The sequence below is a fragment of the Variovorax sp. V35 genome (genome assembly GCF_041154465.1).
Classification (GTDB): domain Bacteria; phylum Pseudomonadota; class Gammaproteobacteria; order Burkholderiales; family Burkholderiaceae_C; genus Variovorax; species Variovorax boronicumulans.
The window spans coordinates 2493746-2511988 of sequence record NZ_AP028666.1 but is presented as its reverse complement, the minus strand read 5'-3'; the positions used below and the strand labels follow the sequence as shown (position 1 = coordinate 2511988).

Genomic DNA, 18243 nt, shown 5'->3' with positions numbered 1-18243 from the left:
GATGCGCGCCATTTGCCTCACCGCATTCGCCCTGCTCGCGGCTTTGCCCTCGGCCGCACAAGACCCCGAGCGCGAGGTGCTGCCCGAGCAGCGCCAGCGGCTGGCCTTCATCGCGCCCTCCGGCCTCGCGCCGCTGGGCAGCGGCAAGATGGTCTTCAGCGCCTTCCATGTCACGACGGGCCAGGAGCTGTGGGTCACCGACGGCAGCAATGCCGGCACCTCCTTGCTGAAGGACATCCGGCCGGGCTTCCGGGGCTCATTCCCCGCCGGGCAGGTCGCATTCAAGGGCCACGTCTACACCACGGCCACCGACGGCGCGAGCGGGCTCGAGCTCTGGCGCACCGACGGCACCGCCGCCGGCACGACGCAGGTGATCGACCTGCGCCCGGGCGAGGAAGGCGCGATGCCCAATGAGCTGACCGTGTTCCGCGACGCGCTCTACTTCGTGGCCGACGACGGCCAGACCGGCTTCCAGGTGTGGAAGACCACGGGCGACGCGAAGAGCACCACGCGCGTGTCCGCCATCGACGCCGGGCCGCGCGCCCTCACCCGCCAGCTCACCGTGGCCGGTCCGCGCCTGTTCTTCACCGCGACCACGCGCACGCACGGCCACGAGCTCTGGGTGACCGACGGCACGCCCGAGCACACGCGCCTCGTGAAGGACATCCGCCCGGGCCTCGAGGACGCGGGCATTCAGAACCTCACGGCCGTGGGCAACGACCTCTACTTCACCGCGCACGACGGCGAGCACGGCACCGAGCTGTGGAAGAGCGACGGCACCGCACACGGCACGCAGCTGGTGAAGGACCTGCGCCCGGGCGCCGCACCCTCGCGGCCGACGCACCTGGCGGTGCTGGGCCGCACGCTGTACTTCTCGGCCGACGACGGCGTGCACGGCATCGAGCTGTGGAAGACCGACGGCACCGCGAAGGGCACGGCGCTGGTGAAGGACATCCGCCCCGGCCCGGGCGGCTCCATGTCGAGCGCGATCGCCGTGATGGGCGGCAAGCTCTACTTCGCCGCGACCGACGGCGTGTCGGGCGCGGAGCTGTGGCGCAGCGACGGCACGGCGGCGGGCACGGTGCGCGTGAAGGACATCGCACCGGGCGCGGAGAACGGCTCACCCGCGCGCTTCGCCGTCATCGGGGCGCGCCTGTGGTTCGCGGCGAACGGCGGCGGTGGCCGGGGCGTCGAGCCGTGGATCAGCGACGGCACGCCCGCCGGCACGCGCGCGGTGGCCGACCTGGCCGCGGGCGAACGCCACGCGATGCCGTTGGGCTTTCGTGCGCTCGGCGACGCCGTGCTCTTCGTGGCCGACGACGGCCATGGCAACGACCGCCTGTGGTCCTATCGCAAGGACGGCAAGGTGACATTGATCGGCGACCCGCTCAAGGAGCGGCGGCGCTGACACCGAAGGCCTGCGTGGCCGCGTAGTCGCGCAAGGCCTGCTGCATGGCCGCGGCAATGGCGGGGTGCGTCGGGTCGTGGCCTGCGCCCTGCGCCCACTGCAGCGGCGCACCCAACACCTGCGCCAGTGCCTGAGCGCCCTCGGGCGGACACAGCGCGTCCTGCGTGCCATGCACGATCAGTGTGGGCACAGCAGGCAATGCGGCGCAGCGCTGCAACAACGAGGGCGCATCGAGCCAGCAGCCGTGCCGCAGGTAGTGGCTCTGCACGCGGTAGCGCGCCACGAGCCGCGGCAGCATCGCTTCGTCGATCGGCGACGCGGCGCCGCCGGTGGCGAGGCGCTGTTCCCAGTCGAACCAGTGGCGCGTCAGCTCGCACTGCCGCGCCCAGGTGCCGTGCGCGAAGACTTCGGCGATCGGCACCGTCACCGGGCATTGCCGGCGACTGGCCTCGTCCCACAGTTCTTGCCATGCGGGACTGTCGTGCCGCAGGGCTCCGGCGAAGAGCGCGTCGATATCGCTTTGGCGCGCGAGGAACACGTTGCGCAACAGCAGGCCCGCGACGGCCTCGGGCGCATCGAGCGCATGCATCAGCGCCAGCGTAGCGCCCCACGAGCCGCCCACCACCAGCCATCGATCGATGTGCAGGTGCGCGCGCAGGCAGCGCAAGTCGGCCACCAGATCAGCGAGCGTGTTGTGCGTGATCGATCCGGTGGGTGTGCTCAGGCCCGAGCCGCGCTGGTCGGGGCAGACGATGCGGTAGTGCGCCGGATCAAAGTCCCGGCGCAACAGCGGCGAGCTGCCCGAGCCTGGCCCGCCGTGCAACACCACCACGGGCAGGCCCGCCGGATTGCCGTGCTCCTCGACGTGCATCACATGCCCGCCGTCCAGCGGCAGGCGATGGGTGATCGTCATTGGCGCGTGCTCTCAGCTCAGCGCATTCGCGTCGGTGCGAAAGACGAGTTCGCCCGCACGCCGCGCGCCCGGCACGAAGCGGATCGGCGTGCCGACGTCGCGCGGATCACCCGCCGCCTTGACCATCGCCTCCACCTCCTCATGCCGCGGGCTCTTCGGGCACACCGGGTCCGTGGCCGCCGCGTCGCCGGTCAGCAGGAAGGCCTGGCAGCGACAGCCGCCGTGGTCCTTCTCTTTCTCGTCGCAGCTCTGGCAGGTGCTGCTCATCCAGCCCGTGCCACGGTACGCGCCGAAGGCCGGGCTCTCCTGCCAGATGCTGCGGATGCTGTGCTCGCGCACATTGGGAAAGTCGAGCCCGGGCAGCATGCGCGCGCTGTGGCATGGCAGCGCCACGCCGTCGGGCGCGACCACGAGGAACACGCTGCCCCACCCCGCCATGCAGGGCTTGGGCTTGCCCTCGGCGTAGTCGGGCACCACCCAGAGGATCTTCATGCGGCCGTCCAGCCGCGGGCGATGGGTTTGCACCACCGCCTCGGCCGTGGCCAGCATGTCGCGCGAGGGCATCAGCATCTCGCGGTTGCGCCAGGCCCAGCCGTAGTACTGCACGTTGGCGAGTTCGAGAAAGTCGGCCTCCATCGCCTCGGCCATCTCGATGATGCGACCCACGTGCGGCAGGTTGTAGCGGTGCATCACGCAGTTCAGCACCATCGGGTAGCCGAGCTCCTTGATGGTGCGGGCCACGCGCTGCTTGAGGTCGAAGGTCTTCGTGGAGCTGAGGAAGTCGTTGAGCTCGCGGCTCGAGTCCTGGAACGACAGCTGGATGTGGTCCAGCCCCGCGCGCTTCAGCGTCTCGGCGCGCTGCGGCGTGAGGCCCACGCCCGAGGTGATCAGGTTGGTATAGAAGCCGAGCTCGTGCGCCGCCGCGACCAGCTCGGGCAGGTCGTCGCGCAGCAGCGGCTCGCCGCCCGAGAAGCCCAGCTGCACCGCCCCCATCGCGCGTGCCTCGCGGAACACGCGAATCCATTCGGCCGTGTCCAGCTCCTCGCGGTAGCGCGTGTAGTCGACCGGGTTGGAGCAGAAGGCGCAGTGCAGCGGGCAGCGGTAGGTCAGCTCGGCCAGCAGCCACAGCGGCGGCTTGGCCACCGCGCGGGGTTGCAGCTCAGCGGATCCAGTGGCGTCCATGGGCCTGCTCCAGGAATTCGAGCACGTCGGCATGCAGGTCGCTCTCGCCGAAGGTGCGCTCCAGGTCGGCCACAAGCGCGGCCACCGAGGTCTTGCCGTCGCAGCGCTGGAGGATTTCGGCCGCCGGCCCGTTCAGCTTGATCATGCCCTCGGGGAACAGCAGCACGTGGCACTGCTGCGCCTCTTCCCACTGCATGCGGTAGATCGAGGTGAGCGCCGGCTGGGCATCGTCGGTCCACGCGGTCATGGTTGCTGGTCTTTCGGAAGGTCGTCGGGATAAGCCTTCTCGATCGCGTCGAGCATGGCCCAGAGGATGTCGAGCTTGAAGCCCAGGATGTGCAGCGCGCGCTGCTGCCGCTCGCGCGTGGTGCACCACTGCATCGCCACTTCGAGGCCGTGCTCGACGTCGCGGTCGGCCAGCGGAATGCGGCTGCGAAAGTAGTCCAGGCCCGAGGTGTCGATCCACGGGTAGTGCGTGGGCCATCCCGCGAGCCGGTCCTTGTGGATGCGCGGCGCGAACATCTCGGTGAGCGACGAAATCACCGCCTCCTGCCACGGCGCCGTGCGCGCGAAGTTGACGTAGGCATCGACCGCGAAGCGCACGCCGGGCACGACGAGCGCGTGCGACTCGAGCACCTCGCGCGCCAGGCCGGTGGCGATGCCCAGCCGGGTCCAGATCTCGATGCCGCCCGCGTTGGCGCCTTCATGGTCGCCATGCCCGTCGTGGTCGAGCATGCGCACCACCCAGCGCCGGCGCGTGGCGCGGTCGTCGCAGTTGGACAGAACGGCGGCGTCCTTCACTGGGATGCGGCACTGGTAGTAGAAGCGGTTCGCCACCCAGCCGCGCACCTGGAAGGGCTGCAGCTCGCCCGCGTTGAGCCGGCGATTGAACGGGTGGTGGCTGTGGTAGCGCGACTCCATGGCGCGCAACCTCGCTTCGAACTCCTGCGGGGACCATGGGCCTTGTGTCTCTTGTGTCTCTTGTGTCACGTGTTCAGATCTCCAGGACCATGCCGTCGAACGCGACCTCGATGCCGCGGCGCACGAGCTGCGCACGCTGTGGCCCGTCTTCATCCAGGATGGGGTTGCTGTTGTTGATGTGGATGAGCACCTTGCGCCGCGCCGCGCAGGCGTCGAGCGCCTGCAGCATGCCGGGGCCGTGCGGCCCGTCGCACTGCGGCAGGTGGCCCATGTCGGCCGCGTGCTTCTTGCCGAGCCCGGCCGCGACCATCTCGTCCTCGGTCCAGAAGGTGCCGTCGACGAGCACGCAGTCGCAGGCGTCGAGGCTGCGGCGCTCGGCCTCGCCGACCTGCGCCAGGCCCGGCGCGTAGAGCACGCGCTTGCCGGTGGCGGGGTCTTCGATGAGCACCGCGGCGTTCTCGCTGCGCGCCTCGGTCTGGCGGCGCGGCGAATACGGCGGCGCCTTGCCGGGCACCGGCACGGCCTGCAGCCGCAGCCCGGCGATGTCGTGCCAGGCACCGCCGCCGGGCTCGAGCGACAACGGGTGCCAGGTCACGCCGCAGTAGCTGTCGAGCGTGCGCAGCAGCGGCAGGCTGCCGCTGAGGTCGTCATGGGCCTCGGGCGTGCAGTACAGCTGCAGCCGCTGCCCTTCGCGCAGGCTCAGCAGGCCTGCGACGTGGTCGATTTGAGAGTCCATCAGCACCACCGCCTCGATCGGCGAATGGCGCAGTCCGTGGCGCGGCCACAGGGCCGGCGAGGCGCGCAGTTGCGCGCCGAGGTCGGGGGAGGCATTCAGCAGAATCCAGCGTTCGCCATCAGCCGACACGGCGATCGAACTCTGCGTGCGGGGCGTGGCCCGCACCTGCCCGCTTCGCTGGCCGGCGCACAGGCGGCAATTGCAATTCCATTGAGGGAAGCCACCGCCCGCTCCCGAACCCAGCACCAGAATCTTCATGGGGGCCCAACAAAAAAACACGGCACCGGCGCAAGGCCGGTGCCGTGGGTCTGCGCGCTCAGCGAGCGGAGATGTACATCGTGATTTCGAAACCGAAACGCATTTCTTCGAACTCAGGCTTGCACCATTTCATCGCATTGCTCCTTCAGTGGTTGGGGTTGAGGACATATCAATAGACGACGATCTTTCCCGTCGGGCGCGGGCTATGGCAGTCGTTGTAAAAGTATTCGCCCGGCGTGTCAAAGGTGTGGGTCTGCGACTGGCCCGGGTTCAGCCTGAAATTGAACCGCCCTTCGAAGAACTGCGTGGCGCAGTGGGTGTTGGCGTTGGCTGCGGGGTTGGTGAAGGTCACGGCGGTGTTGACAGGTACGCGCATGAAGGTCGGCGTCATGGCGTTGACGGCCGTCGATTCGGTCGCACCCGGCTCGTTCGCCGCCGTTTGCACGCGCGCCAGGAACACGGTGTTCGGCGTCGGCAGTGCCGCGCCCTCCACCGCCGCGCCCGACACGGGCCGACGCACCACGGGCGGTGTCGGCGTGGCGGCCGCGGTCACCGCGCCGCCGACCTTGAATGCCCACAGCCGGTCGCCGCGCGGGGCCGAGTCGCCGTACGGAATGCTGGTGCCGCCCGAGAACACCGCGATGTACTGCTCGCCGTCGATCTCGTAGGAGACCGGGCTCGCGCTGATCGCCGCGCCGGTCTGGAAGCGCCACAGCTCGGTGCCGTCCTGCGCATCGAGCGCCAGCAGGTTGCCGTCGGGCTGCCCGATGAACAGCAGGTCGGAGGCCGTGCTCAGGATGCCGTTGCCGTGCGCCACCGAGTACGGCAGTGGCTTCTTCCACTTGACGAGGTTGGTGCTCGGGTCCACCGCCACGACCGCCCCGGTCATGTAGGTGCCCGGCGGGCGCAGGCCGTTGCTCGACTCGCTGAGCGAGTGCGCCGCCGACACGTAGCCCATGCCCGTGTAGACCAGGCCCGTGCGCTGGCTGAAGGACTGGTGGTTCCAGTTGGCACCGCCGCCGTGGCCCGGGATGGAAAGAATCGGCACGTCCCAGTGCGCGTCGTACAGGCAGCCCTTGGTGTAGTTGGGCACCGCGCGGTTGGGGTCGCCCGGAATGGCCGTGCCCAGCGGCTGGTCGACGATGCAGGTCTCGGTCCAGGCGCCCTGGCGCGGCAGGGGCTGCGTGGGCCAGCTGGCCTGGCGGGCGTCCTGCTTCACGGGCACTTCGTCGATGCCCAGCGGCGCGCTGCCGTCCTTGCGATCGAGGATGTAGTACATGCCCGTCTTGCTGCCGTAGATGACGACCTTGCGGTCCTTGCCGTCGATCTTCACATCGGCGAGCACCGGCGACATCACGTTGTCCATGTCCCAGATGTCGTGGTGCACCGACTGGAAGTGCCACTTGTATTCGCCGCTCTTCAGGTCGAGCGCGACGATGGAATTGGCGAACAGGTTCTGGCCCGGGCGCGAGGAACCGTCCTGCGACGAGCCGCCGCGCACGTTGCCGAAGGTCCAGTACACCAGGCCCAGCTCGGGATCGACCGCGGGATGGATCCACGGCGTGGCGCCGGTGCGTGCCGTGTCGGGTGCACCGCCCCAGGTGTCGTAGCCGAGTTCGCCCGCGCGGGGCACGCCCCAGAAGGTGGTCAGCACCTTGCCGGTGAGCGCGTCGGCCGAGAACGCGGCGCCGCGGTTGCCATCGTTGGTGCCCAGGTACAGGCGCTTGTCGTGGTAGACCAGCGCGACCTTCTGCAGCGCGCCCTTGTAGTCGGGATCGGTGCTGCTGGTCGGGTACTGCTTGATCCACTCGACGGCGCCGGTGTCGGTGCGCAGCGCCACGAGGCGGTTGCCGGTGGCGACGGTGAACACCAGGCCCAGGTCCTTGGCGACGGCCACGCCGCGGCGGGTGATGCTGCCGTAGGGCGTGGTCCACTTCCACTTCGTGACACCGGTCTTGCCGTCCACCGCGACCACGTTGCCCAGTGCGGACTCGATGTAGAGCACGCCGTCGACGACGACGGTGGTGCTCTGGTTGTTGCCGGTGGTCATGCCGCCTTCGATCTGGTTGACCCAGGCGCCGCCCAGTTGCGTGACCAGGCCCTTGTTGATCTTGCGCAGGCTCGAATAGTTCTGGTTGCCCAGGTTGCCGCCGACCTTCGGAAAGTCCTTGTCGCCGGCGGTGCAGCAGTCCGACAGGTCGGCCGCGGGTGCGGCGGCGGCCGGTGGCGATGCGGGCGGCGGTGTGCCGGCAGACGGCGGCGGCGCGGGGGCCGGCACCACGGGCAGCACGGGCGTGCCGCCACCGCCGCTGGAGCCGCCGCAGGCGGTGATCAGCAACGGCGATGCAAGCACGCCGCACGAGATCAGCAGCGTGACCAATGATTTTTTCTTCATGGATGTCTCTACTCGGTGAACGTTGGAACAGGGGTGTTCGAAACGACCGGTGGCGCGCACACGGCGCCGCACCGGCCCCGGGAGGTCGTGGTTATTCAGTGGTGCAGAAAGGCGTCAGGCCCATCGCCGACTTCACGCCTTGCACGACGAGCTTCTGGAACTCGATGGCGCCCACGCCCGACAGGTCGGCGGTGAACGAGTGCGCGTTGTGCCCGAGGGTCGTGAGCCATGCGCGACCGCCGTCGTAGTACTGGCACCAGGCGACCGGATGGAAGTCGGCGTGGCCGGGATGCGGCGCGGAGGTGAGCGGCTTCAGCGTCGAGGTGTCGACCTTGGCCAGGAACTTCACCTTCGTCGGGAAGGGCATCAGGTTGTACCACTCGTCCTGGAACGAGAAGCGCTTGGGCACGTCCTTCGTCGAAGGGTCGTCCGAGACGATCTCGACATCGCCCGCGCGGTTCGGTCCGTGGTTGTAGAAGTTCGCGTTGCCCAGCAGGCCTTCGTAGTAAGGCCAGTTGTATTCGGCGCCGAAGGCGTTGTGCAGGCCGACGAAGCCGCCGCCGCGGCGCATGTAGTTGCGCAGTGCGGTGCGCGCGGCGTCCTGGCTGGTGCTCACGGCGCCGTTCCACAAGGTGTCGCGGTTCGAGCTCGCGAAGATGATCGCCTTGTAGTTGTTGATGCGGCTACCCAGCACGGCCACGTCCTCGGTCCAGTCGACCGTGATGCCCTCGGCGGACAACATGCGCACGAGGCCTGCCTGCATCACGTTGTCGGTATTCATCGTCGGGTTCAGGCCGGCCGCCATCGGCGTGCCGAGCACGGCATGGCGCGGGCCGGCTGTGCGCGAATAGATCAGCACGCGGTCGGGCGTGGTGGCGAAGGCGCCCCAGTCGTTGTAGCACTTGGGGTTGGTGCCGCGGCAGACGTTGTAGTACTCGTCGAAGCTGTCGTCGACCTCGGCCACCGGTTCGGTGGGCGTTGCCGGCACCTCGTCCGTCGGTGCGGGCGGCGGCGCCGATGCAGCGGGCGCGGGCGCCACGGGCAGGAACGGCAAGGCCGTGCCACCTCCGCCGTCGCCTCCGCCGCAGGCAGTCAATGCCAGCGCGAGCGCGGCGGCCGATGCAAGTCCGAAGGGAATGGATCTGGGATGTGTCAACGGAGTCTCCTCTTGGTGGTCAATGGCGGAATCGGACGGGCGCACGCGCCCAGCACGTGTCGCTGCGCCGCGGGTGGCGGCAGGCGCAGACGTGGGAGTGACGGAAATTGCCGGCGGGAACGAAGAAGGAATTCGTCGTCAGCCGTGGGGGCGCGCTACTTGCGGATGCGCACGAGCTCGTCGTTGTAGAGCTTGACGATGGCGGGGTCGTACTGGGCGGCGAACTTGTCGACGACGGGCTTGGCGATGTCGCGCATGCGCTTCTGTTCAGCTGGTGAGAGTTCGTTGAACTGCGCGCCCTTGGCCTGCAGGTCGCCCACGGCCTTCTGCGCGGCGGCGCGGCTGACCTGGCGCTGGTAGCCGCGCGCCTCGTTGGCCGCGTCGTTCATCATCTTCTGCTCGGCGGGCGTGAGCGAGTCCCAGAACTTCTTGCTCACCAGCACGATGTTGGCGGCGTACACGTGGTTCGTGGCGCTGACGAACTTCTGCACTTCGTAGAACTTGTTCGACAGGATCACCGCATAGGGGTTCTCCTGGCCATCGACCGCCTTGGCTTCGAGGGCGCCGTACAGCTCGGCAAAGGGCATCGGCACCGGGTTGGCCTTGAAGGCCTTGAAGGTCTCGAGGAACACAGGGTTGGGGATCACGCGGATCTTCAAGCCCTCGAGGTCTTCAGGCTTGGTGATGGGACGCTTGCTGTTGGTGACGTTGCGAAACCCGAGGTCCCAGTAGCCGAGCGCGACGAGGCCCTTCTCGGGGAGCTTGGCAATCAGGGCCTGACCCAACGGGCCGTCGAGCAGTGCATCGGCCTGCGCGAAGTTGTTCACCGAGAAGGGGAAGTCGACGAGGCCGAACTCCTTGACGATGCCTGCGAGCGACGTGGTGGCCGGCGCCGACATCTGCTGCACGCCACCTTGCAGCGCCGACTGCTGCTGCATCTCATTGCCCAACTGGGAGGCAGGGAACTCCTGGACCTTCATCTTGCCGCCGCTCTTGGCCGACAGGAGTTCGGCAAAGCGCTTGACGCCGAAGCTCACGGGGTGGTCGGCGTTGTTCAGGTGGCCGAAGCGGATCACGCGCTCCTGCTGCGCCTGCGCAACAGCAGGAACGACCAGGGCGAGGGCAAGGCCGGCGGTGGCCAGCGAGCGGTAAAGCGTTCTCAAAGTTGTTCTCCAGCGTGCGATTGAGCGGTCCATGCCGGGGCGCTTCACACGCGCCCCGACTCCTGGCGGCGCGATCTTATCGATTTAGTGGAAAATCTTTCTACTAGTGAAAACACTTGGCAAAATGCTAGAGTCGTCTCATGACAGCCATACTCGAACGCAGCTTCAAGGTGCTCGAACACCTCTCCGGCCACCCCGAGGGCCGTGCGCTTTCCGCGCTTTCTGCCGAGCTGGAAATGCCGTTGAGCGCCACCCACCGCCTGCTGAGCGAACTGGTGCGCTACGGCTATGTGCGGCAGGACCAGAGCCATGGCGACTACATGCTGACCATCAAGCTGGTGTCGCTGGGCCTGAGCTTCTTGAGCAACAGCGGCATCGTCGACGTGGCACAGCCGCTGCTCGACCGACTCGCGGTCGCGTCGGGCGAGCTGGTGCGGCTGGCGGTGGTCGACGGCGACGAGCTCACCTTCGTCGCGAAGGCGCAAGGCGCCACGCGCGGGCTGCGCTACGACCCGGACATGGGCCTGTCGGTGAACCTCTCATGCAGCTCCGCGGGCCACGCCTGGCTCTCGACCATGACGGACGAACAGGCGCTGCAACTCGTCGCGAAGCAGGGCTTCGGCCAGCCGGAAGACTTCGGCCCGAAAGCGCCGACCACCGTGAAGGCGCTGCTCGTGTTCCTGCGCGCCACGCGCAAACGCGGCTTCTCGATGATCAACGAGGTGTTCGCCCCCGCGATGACGGCCATGGCCGCGCCGGTGCGCGGTGCGCACGGCGGCGTGATCGGCGTCATCACCATCGCGGGGCCGCTGGTGCGGCTCACGGAAGAACGCATGCTCGCGCTGGGCCCGCAGCTGCTGGCCGCGGCGGACGACGTGGCGCGGGCCAGCGGCGCGTCCGCACTGTTCAAGCGCCGGGCCTGAAGGCCCTGCCAGGTCTTCAGTCCACCTTCACCTGGAACAGCACGAAGCCCGTGCCGCCCGGCTCGACCGTGCCTGTGAAGCGCCAGTCGATCGCACCCGTGCCGCCTGCGGGCTGAACCGTGGTGCAGGCCACCGCGCCCGCAGGCGGCGCGTTCGCCGGCGTGGTCTTGACGCAGCCCGTGAGCGACGCCGGCGTGGTTCCGGTGGTTGCGCTCACGAAGGTGGTGTAGCCCGGCGTCATGTCGTTCACCACCATGCTGCGGATCGGCGCGTCGCCGTTGTTCGTGTAGGTGATGCGGTACTCGAGCGTCTCGCCCGACTTGGCCTGGTTGTTGACGCCGAAGGTGCCGCTTTGCGTGATGTTGCGCACTTCCTTCTTCAGCTCCAGCGCCACGCCCGACACCGTCGTGAGGTCGTCCAGCGTGAAGCTGCCGCTGAGCGACGGGCTCGCGTTGGTGTAGGTGAAGTCGGCGCGGATCGTCGCCTTGTTGTTCGAGCCCAGCGGGGCCGTGGCGGGAATGAACTCCTGCACGATCACGCAGACCTTGCCCGCGAAGGCCACGGGCGTGGCCGCCGCGCTCGGCGGGTACAGCTGCGCCGCGCCGGCCTGCAGGCTGCCGGTGCAACCCACATCCGCGAAGACCTTCGTCGTCCAGCCGGTGATGGCCGGCGTGGCCGTCTCGTTCGCCACGCTGAAGCGCACCTGCCCTGCCGTGCCCGCCGTGAAGGTGTGGGCGTAGGTCACGGTGCTGCCCGGCAGGCCGGTCTTGGCGCCGTCGGTCGCGAAGGCGCTGTTGTCGACGTCGCCGAAGTTCAGATTGGCGTGGCCTGTGCCGTTCCAGCTGAAGGCGATGCGGTCGGGCGTGCCGGTGCGCGTGTAGGTGTAGGTGCCACCGGCCGCGGCAACCGCCGAGCCCGAGGGCAGCGCGACGTTGCCCACCGAGGCGCCCGTGGACACGCGCGTGCCCGGGTTGGTTTCTTCCACGCACATCGCCGAGCCTGTGGCCGTGCCGGCGGGCACGCTCAGGCTGTAGGCACCCGACGCGTCCGTGAGCGCGCTCGCGTACACGGTGGCGCCGCAGTTGGTCAGCCGCACGCTCACGCCCGACAGCGGACCCTCGCCGCCGTTGACGAGGCCGTCGTTGGCCGTGCCGCCACCCACGCCGTTGTCCAGGAACACGCGGCCGCTCACGATGGCTGCGAGCGTGTTGGTGAAGGTACAGACCACCGCCGTGCCGTTCGTCAGCCCGGCCGCGGGCAGCGTGACGGTGCCCGCCACCAGGTCGACGGCTGCCGTCGCCCCGCCCGCCAGGCCCGTGCAGGTCGCGCCCGAGAACGCAAAGCCGCCGGGCATCGAGGCCGCGACTTCGGTCAGCACCGTCTGGGTGTTGGCCGTGGTGAGTGTCTTGATCGTGCCCACCACCGTCGAGCCCGACACCGAGACGTTGATGCTGTCCGAGCCGAAGCCGTTGGTGCCGCTGAACGCGAAGGTGCCCGTGCCGCCCAGCGCCTGCTTGCGGATCTGCACCGTCGGCAGGCGGTTGTTGCTGTAGGTACAGACGATGGCCTTGCCGGCGTCACCCGCGCCGATCACCAGCGTGTTGCTGGCCTGGCCGCTGGTGCCGCTCAATGCGTTGGCCGTGGCGCCGCCGTCGGCGGTACACGACAGCACGGTCGTGTAGTTGGCCAGCGTGCCGGTGGGCATCGTTTCCGCAGGGAAGGTGATGGTGTTGCCCACGGCCGCCACCACCGCCGTGCCGCTGTTGCCGGCCGTCGGTGCGGTCGCGGTGAACAGGGCCGTGTTGTTGGTCCCGCCCGTGGTCGCGCCGATGCTGGCGACGTTGCCCGCTTCGCTGTTCGCGCCCCAGGCCTTGTGCACCTGCAGGGTGACCGTCTTCTTCGCGTTGGTGTAGGTACAGACGATGGCCTTGCCAGCGTCGGCCGCGGCAATCGCCAGCGTGTTGCTCGCCTGGCCGTTGGTGCCGCTCAGCGGGTTGGTGGTGGCGCCGCCGTCGGCGGTACAGGCGAGCACGGTGCTGTAGTTCGCGAGCGAACCGGTGGTCATCGTCTCGGCCGGCAGCGTGAGCGTGCCGCCGACGACCATCGACACCGCCGCGCCGCTGTTGCCGGCGGTGGGTGCCGTCGCGGTGAATGCCGACGTGTTGCTGCTGCCGCCCGAGGTGGCGCCGATGCTGGCCACGTCGCCGTTCGTGCTGTCCGCGCTCCAGGCCTTGCGCAGCTGCACGGTGACGGTCTTGGGCGTGTTGGTGTAGGTACAGACGATGGCCTTGCCTGCGTCGCCCGCGCCGACCAGCAGCGTGTTGCTGTTCTGCCCGTTGGTGCCGCTGAGCGCATTGGCCGTGGCGCCGCCGCCGGCCGTACAGGCCAGCACCGTGGTGTAGTTCGCCAACGTGCCCGGCGCCATCGTCTCGGCCGGCAGCGTGATCGTGTTGCCGGCCTGCACGGTCACGGCCGTGCCGCTGTTGGCGCCCGTGGGCGCCGTCGCGGTGAAGGCCGTGGTGTTACTCGATCCGCCCGCGCTCGCGCCGATGCTCGCGACGTTGCCGGCGATGCTGTTCGCGCCCCAGGCCTTGGCGATCTGCAGCGTGGCCGTCTTCGGCGTGTTGGTGTAGGTACAGACGATGGCCTTGCCCGCGTCGCCCGCGCCGACCACCAGCGTGTTGCTGGCCTGGCCGTTGGTGCCGCTGAGCGTGTTGGCCGTGGCACCGGCATCGGCGGTACACGACAGCACAGTGGTGTAGTTCGCCAGCGTGCCCGGCGACATCGTCTCGGCCGGGAAGGTGAGCGTGTCGCCCGCGGCCACCGACACCGCGGTGCCGCTGGTGCCCGCCGTCGGCGCCGTCGCCGTGAACGCGGCAGTGTTGCTCGCGCCGCCCGTGGTCGCGCCGATGCTCGCCACGTTGCCGGCGGTGCTGCCGGCGCTCCAGGCCTTGGCCAGTTGCAGCGTCGCGGTCCTGCGCGTGTTGGTGTAGGCGCAGTTCACCGCGCTGTCCGACGGCATGGTGAAGCTGCGGCTCAGGCCGCTGCCGCTCACCGTCACCGCGCTGCCGTCCGACACCTTGGTACAGGCCAGCGCCGTGGTGTAGTTGGCGGCGTTGCCGGTGGTGAAGGCCTCGGCCAGCGTCACCGTGGCACCGCTGGCCGCGGTGGCCGTGGCGTTGGTGGTGGTGGCCGGCGCGGTCGACGTGCCGGCGGTCGCGCCCGTCACTTCGGCGGCGCCGCCGCTGACCGTCAGGTTGACCTTGTCGCCGGCGATGGCGCCGCTCCAGCTCTTGGACAAGGTCACCGCCGCCGTCTTGCGCGTGTTGGCGTAGGTACAGACGATGGCCGTGTCGGCCGCGCCCACCGTCAGCGTGTTGCCCGACAGCCCGCTGGTGCCGGTGCAGCTCAGCGCGCTGGTGTAGTTGGCGGCGCTGCCGGTGGTGAAGCTCTCGGCCAGCGTGATGACGCTGCCCACGGGCACGGCCTGCGCGGTGCCGGTGTCGGTCTCGGCGGCCGCGTTGGCCACCGAGGCCAGCGTGGTGAGGCCCGTGCCGGTGACGCTCACCGCGTCGTTGACGATCGCGCCCGACCAGGTCTTGGCCAGCGTGACGGTCGCCGTCTTCGCGGTGTTGGTGATCTCGCAAATGATCGGCAGGCCCGCATCGGCGTTGCCCAGGGTCAGCAGGTTGCCGCTGAGCGAGCCGCCGCCGGTGCAGCTCCAGGCGCTGGCGGTGTACGAGCCGGCGTTGGTGCCGAAGGGCGTCTCCGACAGGGTCACGGTGTCGCCCACCGCCACGCGCTGCGCGCCGCCGGTGTCGGTTTCGTTGGGCGTGTTGGCCGTGGCCTGCAGGTTGAAGGCGTAGCCGATGTTGTGGTTCGGGTGCACCGTGCCCGAGGCGGTCAGCGTGAAGGCGTCGTTGACCAGCGCGTTGACCCACTTCTTGCGCAGCTGCACGGTCGGCGCCTTGGCGTTGGTGACGGTACAGACGATGTTCGAGCCCGCCACCGTCGCCGCGGCATTCAGCGTGAACTGGTTCGTGTTCTGCGCGGTCCCGCGCGTCACCGTGCCGCCGCTGCCCATGCCCGTGCAGCTGACGTCGGTGATCACGTAGTCGGGCACGCCCGTGGCCGGCGTGTAGGTTTCGGTGAAGGTGGTCGCCGTGCCCGTCGCGGTCAGCGTCTGCAGCGGCCCGTTGACGGCCGTGCCGGCCACGGTGGTGGTGATGGTGTGCGCCGCCACGCCGTTGGTGCCCGTGAAGTCGAAGCCGGCCACGCCGCCGAGCGAACGCTTGGCGAGGGTCAGGGTCGCGGGCTTTCCGGTGTTGGTGTAGGTACAGACGATGGCCTTGCCCGCGTCGGTCGCGCCGATCAGCAGCGTGTTGCTGTTCTGCCCGTTCGTGCCACTCAGCGCGTTGGCCGTGGCGCCGCCCCCTGCCGTACACGACAGCACCGTGTTGTAGCTCGCGAGCGAGCCCGTGGGCATCGTCTCGGCCGGCAGCGTGATGGTGTTGCCCGCCACCACGTTCACCGTGCTGCTGTTGCCCGCCGTGGGTGCGGTCGCCGTGAACGCCGTGGTGTTGCTCGCGCCGCCCGTGCTCGCGCCGATGCTCGCCACGTTGCCGCTGATGGCGCCCGCGCCCCAGGACTTGGTGATCTGCAGCGTGGCCATCTTCGGCGTGTTGGTGTAGGTACACAGGATCGCCTTGCCCGCATCGGCCGGGCCGATCAGCAAGGTGTTGGTGGCCTGCCCGTTGGTGCCGCTGAGCGCGTTGGCCGTGGCGCCGCCGCCGGCCGTGCAGGCCAGCACCGTGTTGTAGTTCGCCAGCGTCCCCGTCGGCATCGTTTCCGCGGGGAAGGTGATGGTGTTGCCGGCGACCACGGTCACGGCCGCACCGCTGTTGGCGCCTGTGGGTGCCGTCGCCGTGAAGGCCGTGGTGTTGTTCGCACCGCCCGTGCTCGCGCCCAGGCTCGCCACGTTGCCGGCGATGCTGTTCGCACCCCAGGCCTTGGCGATCTGCAGCGTCGCCGTCTTCGGCGTGTTGGTGTAGGTACAGACGATGGCCTTGCCCGCGTCGCCCGCGCCGACCAGCAGCGTGTTGCTGTTCTGTCCGTTGGTGCCGCTGAGCGCATTGGCCGTGGCACCGCCACCGGCCGTACACGCCAGCACCGTGTTGTAGTTCGCCAGCGTGCCCGGCGACATCGTCTCGGCCGGCAGCGTGATCGTGTTGCCCGTGGCCACGGTCACGGCGGTGCCGCTGGTCGCGCCCGTGGGGGCCGTGGCCGTGAAGGCCGTGGTGTTGTTGGTGCCGCCCGTGGAGGCTGGAATGCTCGCCACGTTGCCCGTGAGGCTGTTGGCTCCCCACGACTTGACCAGCTGCAGCGTGGAGGTCTTCGGCGTGTTGGTGTAGGTACAGACGATGGCCTTGCCCGCGTCGCCCGCGCCGATCGTCAGCGTGTTGGTCGCCTGGCCGTTGGTGCCGCTCAGGCTGTTGGCCGTCGCGCCGCCACCGGCGGTACACGACAGCACGGTCGTGTAGTTCGGCAGCACGCCGCCGTTCATGGTTTCCGCGGGGAAGGTGATCGTGTTACCGGCCGCCACGGTCACGGTCGCGCTGGTGTTGGCCGCCGGCGCCGTCGACGAGAACGCCGCGGTGTTCGCCGCGCCGCCGGTGGTGGCGCCGATGTTCGCCACGTTGCCCGTCACGCTGATGGGGTTCCACGACTTGGCCAGTTGCAAGGTCGCGGTCTTGCGCGTGTTGGTGTAGGTACAGACGATGTCCTTGCCGATGTCACCGAGGGCGATCGTCAGCGTGTTCGATACCTGCCCGTTGGTGCCGCTCAACGTGCTGGCCATCGTGCCGCTGTTCACGGTGCACGACAGCACGGTGTTGTAGTTCGCCAGCGTGCCGGTGGTCAGTGTTTCGGCGGGCAGCGTGATGACGTTGCCGATGTTCACGCCCACGACGGAGCTGGAGGCGGCAGTGGACGCCGTCGAGGTGAAGGCCGAGGTGTTGCTGGCGCCGAAGAAGTTGGTACCGCCCGTGGAGGCGCCAATGCTCGCCACGTCGCCGGTGTTGCTGCCGGCCGACCAGGCCTTCGCGAGCTGCAGCCTGACCACGTTGAACTGGATGACGACGAGGCCGTTGCCGCCGGTGGAGCCGGTCAGCGAAGCGCGCGCGCCGCCCACGCCGACGCCGCCCTGGTAGAGCGTGTTGCCCTGATTGGCCGGGTTGGAAGCCGCCGAGTAGCTGCCGTCCGCTCCCGCGGTGATCACGCCGCCGGTCACGCCCGTGCCGATGAAGCCCGAGCCGCCGCCGCCCGGTCCGTTGTAGGAACAGCCGACCGAGACGGGATTGGGCGTGTTGCTGCACTGGGCCATACCGCCGCCGCCGCCGAACCAGCCGCCACCACCGCCGCCGCCGCCCTCGTACTGGAGGGGGGTGCCACCGACCGCCGAGCACCCGGTGCCGCCCTGCAAGGCGCTGCCATCAGTGCCAGCCGGACAGGTGGCCGCGACGGTCCCCGCACTCGGGGTGCCGCGCACACCACCGGCGGCCTGGGTACCGCCCCGTCCGCCCGTGCCGGTGGACGAGCCGCCGTTGGTGCCACCGCCGCCGCCCGGCACCGGGCTGCCGACGTCGGTCCAGAAGGCGCTGCCGCCGCCGCCGCCTGCGATCAGTCGTGCAGCGGCCGCCGAAAACTCCGTGCCGCCGTTCCACAGCGCACTCATGCCGCCGCCCGACGAACCGGCAACGCCCGCGTTCGCGCCATTGCCGCCGCCGCCCCCCCGGCCGTAAGTCGCGCCGGTGCCCCCGTTCTGCCCGCCCTGCCCCACCGTCACCGCCATGGCGGTGCCGGGCGTGACCGACACGGTGCCGTCGGCGAAGCCGCCGGCGCCCCCGTTGGCCGAGTTGCCGCCGGCCGCCGTGGAGCCGCCGCCCCCGGCGCCCCACATCGTGACGCGCACCGACGACACGCCCGCAGGCACCGTGAAGGTCTGCGCCGAGCCCGAATGGGTGAAGGTCACGCAGCTGTTGTAGCCCGACTGCGGCGTGCACGCAGCGGTCGCAGCCTGCGCACCCGGCATGGCAATGAGCCACAAGGCCGTCGCGGCAAGCACGCCCTTCAGCACCCCGCCGAGCCGCGCCATCCCGCCCGCTTCGTTTCTCGTTCTGCTTTGCATCA

The 18243-nt window shown here is 69.5% G+C and carries 12 protein-coding genes; 2 read left to right on the top strand and 10 right to left on the bottom strand.

Annotated elements, in window-relative coordinates; genetic code table 11:
• The first annotated feature begins 1 nt into the window (after nt 1).
• On the top strand, nt 2-1408 hold the full coding sequence (locus tag ACAM42_RS11505; protein WP_369632079.1) for an ELWxxDGT repeat protein: 1407 nt from the start codon (nt 2-4) through the stop codon (nt 1406-1408).
• Here ACAM42_RS11505 and ACAM42_RS11500 read toward each other — a convergent pair.
• The 9 genes from ACAM42_RS11500 to ACAM42_RS11460 form a co-directional block, all read right to left on the bottom strand.
• Nucleotides 1389-2321 (bottom strand): alpha/beta fold hydrolase, encoded by a 933-nt coding sequence (locus ACAM42_RS11500; protein WP_369632078.1) that lies wholly within the window; start codon nt 2319-2321, stop codon nt 1389-1391. The two genes, ACAM42_RS11505 and ACAM42_RS11500, sit on opposite strands and share 20 nt — an antisense overlap.
• A 12-nt stretch (nt 2322-2333) precedes the next feature.
• Nucleotides 2334-3503, bottom strand: coding sequence for a pyrroloquinoline quinone biosynthesis protein PqqE (pqqE, locus tag ACAM42_RS11495; RefSeq protein WP_369632077.1), 1170 nt, complete (start codon nt 3501-3503; stop codon nt 2334-2336).
• Entirely contained in the window at nt 3481-3750 is a 270-nt protein-coding gene (gene pqqD, locus ACAM42_RS11490; protein ID WP_070059765.1) for a pyrroloquinoline quinone biosynthesis peptide chaperone PqqD, read from the bottom strand. Before pqqD ends, pqqE begins: the two co-directional genes overlap by 23 nt.
• On the bottom strand, nt 3747-4424 hold the full coding sequence (pqqC, locus tag ACAM42_RS11485) for a pyrroloquinoline-quinone synthase PqqC (RefSeq protein WP_235926691.1): 678 nt from the start codon (nt 4422-4424) through the stop codon (nt 3747-3749). Before pqqC ends, pqqD begins: the two co-directional genes overlap by 4 nt.
• A gap of 73 nt (nt 4425-4497) precedes the next feature.
• A complete protein-coding gene (pqqB, locus tag ACAM42_RS11480) occupies nt 4498-5418 on the bottom strand; it encodes a pyrroloquinoline quinone biosynthesis protein PqqB (protein ID WP_369632076.1) in 921 nt (306 codons plus the stop codon).
• A gap of 58 nt (nt 5419-5476) precedes the next feature.
• A complete protein-coding gene (gene pqqA / locus ACAM42_RS11475; RefSeq protein WP_013539171.1) occupies nt 5477-5551 on the bottom strand; it encodes a pyrroloquinoline quinone precursor peptide PqqA in 75 nt (24 codons plus the stop codon).
• Nucleotides 5552-5587: 36 nt separating this feature from the next.
• A complete protein-coding gene (locus ACAM42_RS11470) occupies nt 5588-7813 on the bottom strand; it encodes a PQQ-binding-like beta-propeller repeat protein (RefSeq protein ID WP_307694324.1) in 2226 nt (741 codons plus the stop codon).
• Between the two features lie 91 nt (nt 7814-7904).
• The gene (locus ACAM42_RS11465; RefSeq protein ID WP_369632075.1) at nt 7905-8969 is read right to left on the bottom strand and encodes a ThuA domain-containing protein; all 1065 of its coding nucleotides are present in this window, start codon (nt 8967-8969) and stop codon (nt 7905-7907) included.
• A gap of 155 nt (nt 8970-9124) precedes the next feature.
• Nucleotides 9125-10132: a TRAP transporter substrate-binding protein gene (locus ACAM42_RS11460; RefSeq protein WP_369632074.1), complete on the bottom strand. Its 1008-nt coding sequence runs from the start codon at nt 10130-10132 to the stop codon at nt 9125-9127.
• 140 nt (nt 10133-10272) lie between these two features.
• Between ACAM42_RS11460 and ACAM42_RS11455 the strand changes: the two genes are divergently transcribed.
• Nucleotides 10273-11055 (top strand): IclR family transcriptional regulator, encoded by a 783-nt coding sequence (locus tag ACAM42_RS11455; protein ID WP_062481672.1) that lies wholly within the window; start codon nt 10273-10275, stop codon nt 11053-11055.
• 16 nt (nt 11056-11071) lie between these two features.
• On the opposite strand, the gene ACAM42_RS11450 is transcribed toward ACAM42_RS11455, so the two are convergent.
• A complete protein-coding gene (locus ACAM42_RS11450) occupies nt 11072-18241 on the bottom strand; it encodes a hypothetical protein (protein ID WP_369632073.1) in 7170 nt (2389 codons plus the stop codon).
• Nucleotides 18242-18243: the final 2 nt, after the last annotated feature.

What these genes read in the sequence shown, in the direction of transcription:
- ACAM42_RS11450 (WP_369632073.1), bottom strand. Translation starts at nt 18,241, where the DNA reads ATGCAAAGCAGAACGAGAAACGAAGCGGGCGGGATGGCGCGGCTCGGC.
- ACAM42_RS11500 (WP_369632078.1), bottom strand. Translation starts at nt 2,321, where the DNA reads ATGACGATCACCCATCGCCTGCCGCTGGACGGCGGGCATGTGATGCAC.
- ACAM42_RS11455 (WP_062481672.1), top strand. Translation starts at nt 10,273, where the DNA reads ATGACAGCCATACTCGAACGCAGCTTCAAGGTGCTCGAACACCTCTCC.
- pqqC (WP_235926691.1), bottom strand. Translation starts at nt 4,424, where the DNA reads ATGGAGTCGCGCTACCACAGCCACCACCCGTTCAATCGCCGGCTCAAC.
- ACAM42_RS11505 (WP_369632079.1), top strand. Translation starts at nt 2, where the DNA reads ATGCGCGCCATTTGCCTCACCGCATTCGCCCTGCTCGCGGCTTTGCCC.
- pqqE (WP_369632077.1), bottom strand. Translation starts at nt 3,503, where the DNA reads ATGGACGCCACTGGATCCGCTGAGCTGCAACCCCGCGCGGTGGCCAAG.
- ACAM42_RS11470 (WP_307694324.1), bottom strand. Translation starts at nt 7,813, where the DNA reads ATGAAGAAAAAATCATTGGTCACGCTGCTGATCTCGTGCGGCGTGCTT.
- pqqD (WP_070059765.1), bottom strand. Translation starts at nt 3,750, where the DNA reads ATGACCGCGTGGACCGACGATGCCCAGCCGGCGCTCACCTCGATCTAC.
- pqqB (WP_369632076.1), bottom strand. Translation starts at nt 5,418, where the DNA reads ATGAAGATTCTGGTGCTGGGTTCGGGAGCGGGCGGTGGCTTCCCTCAA.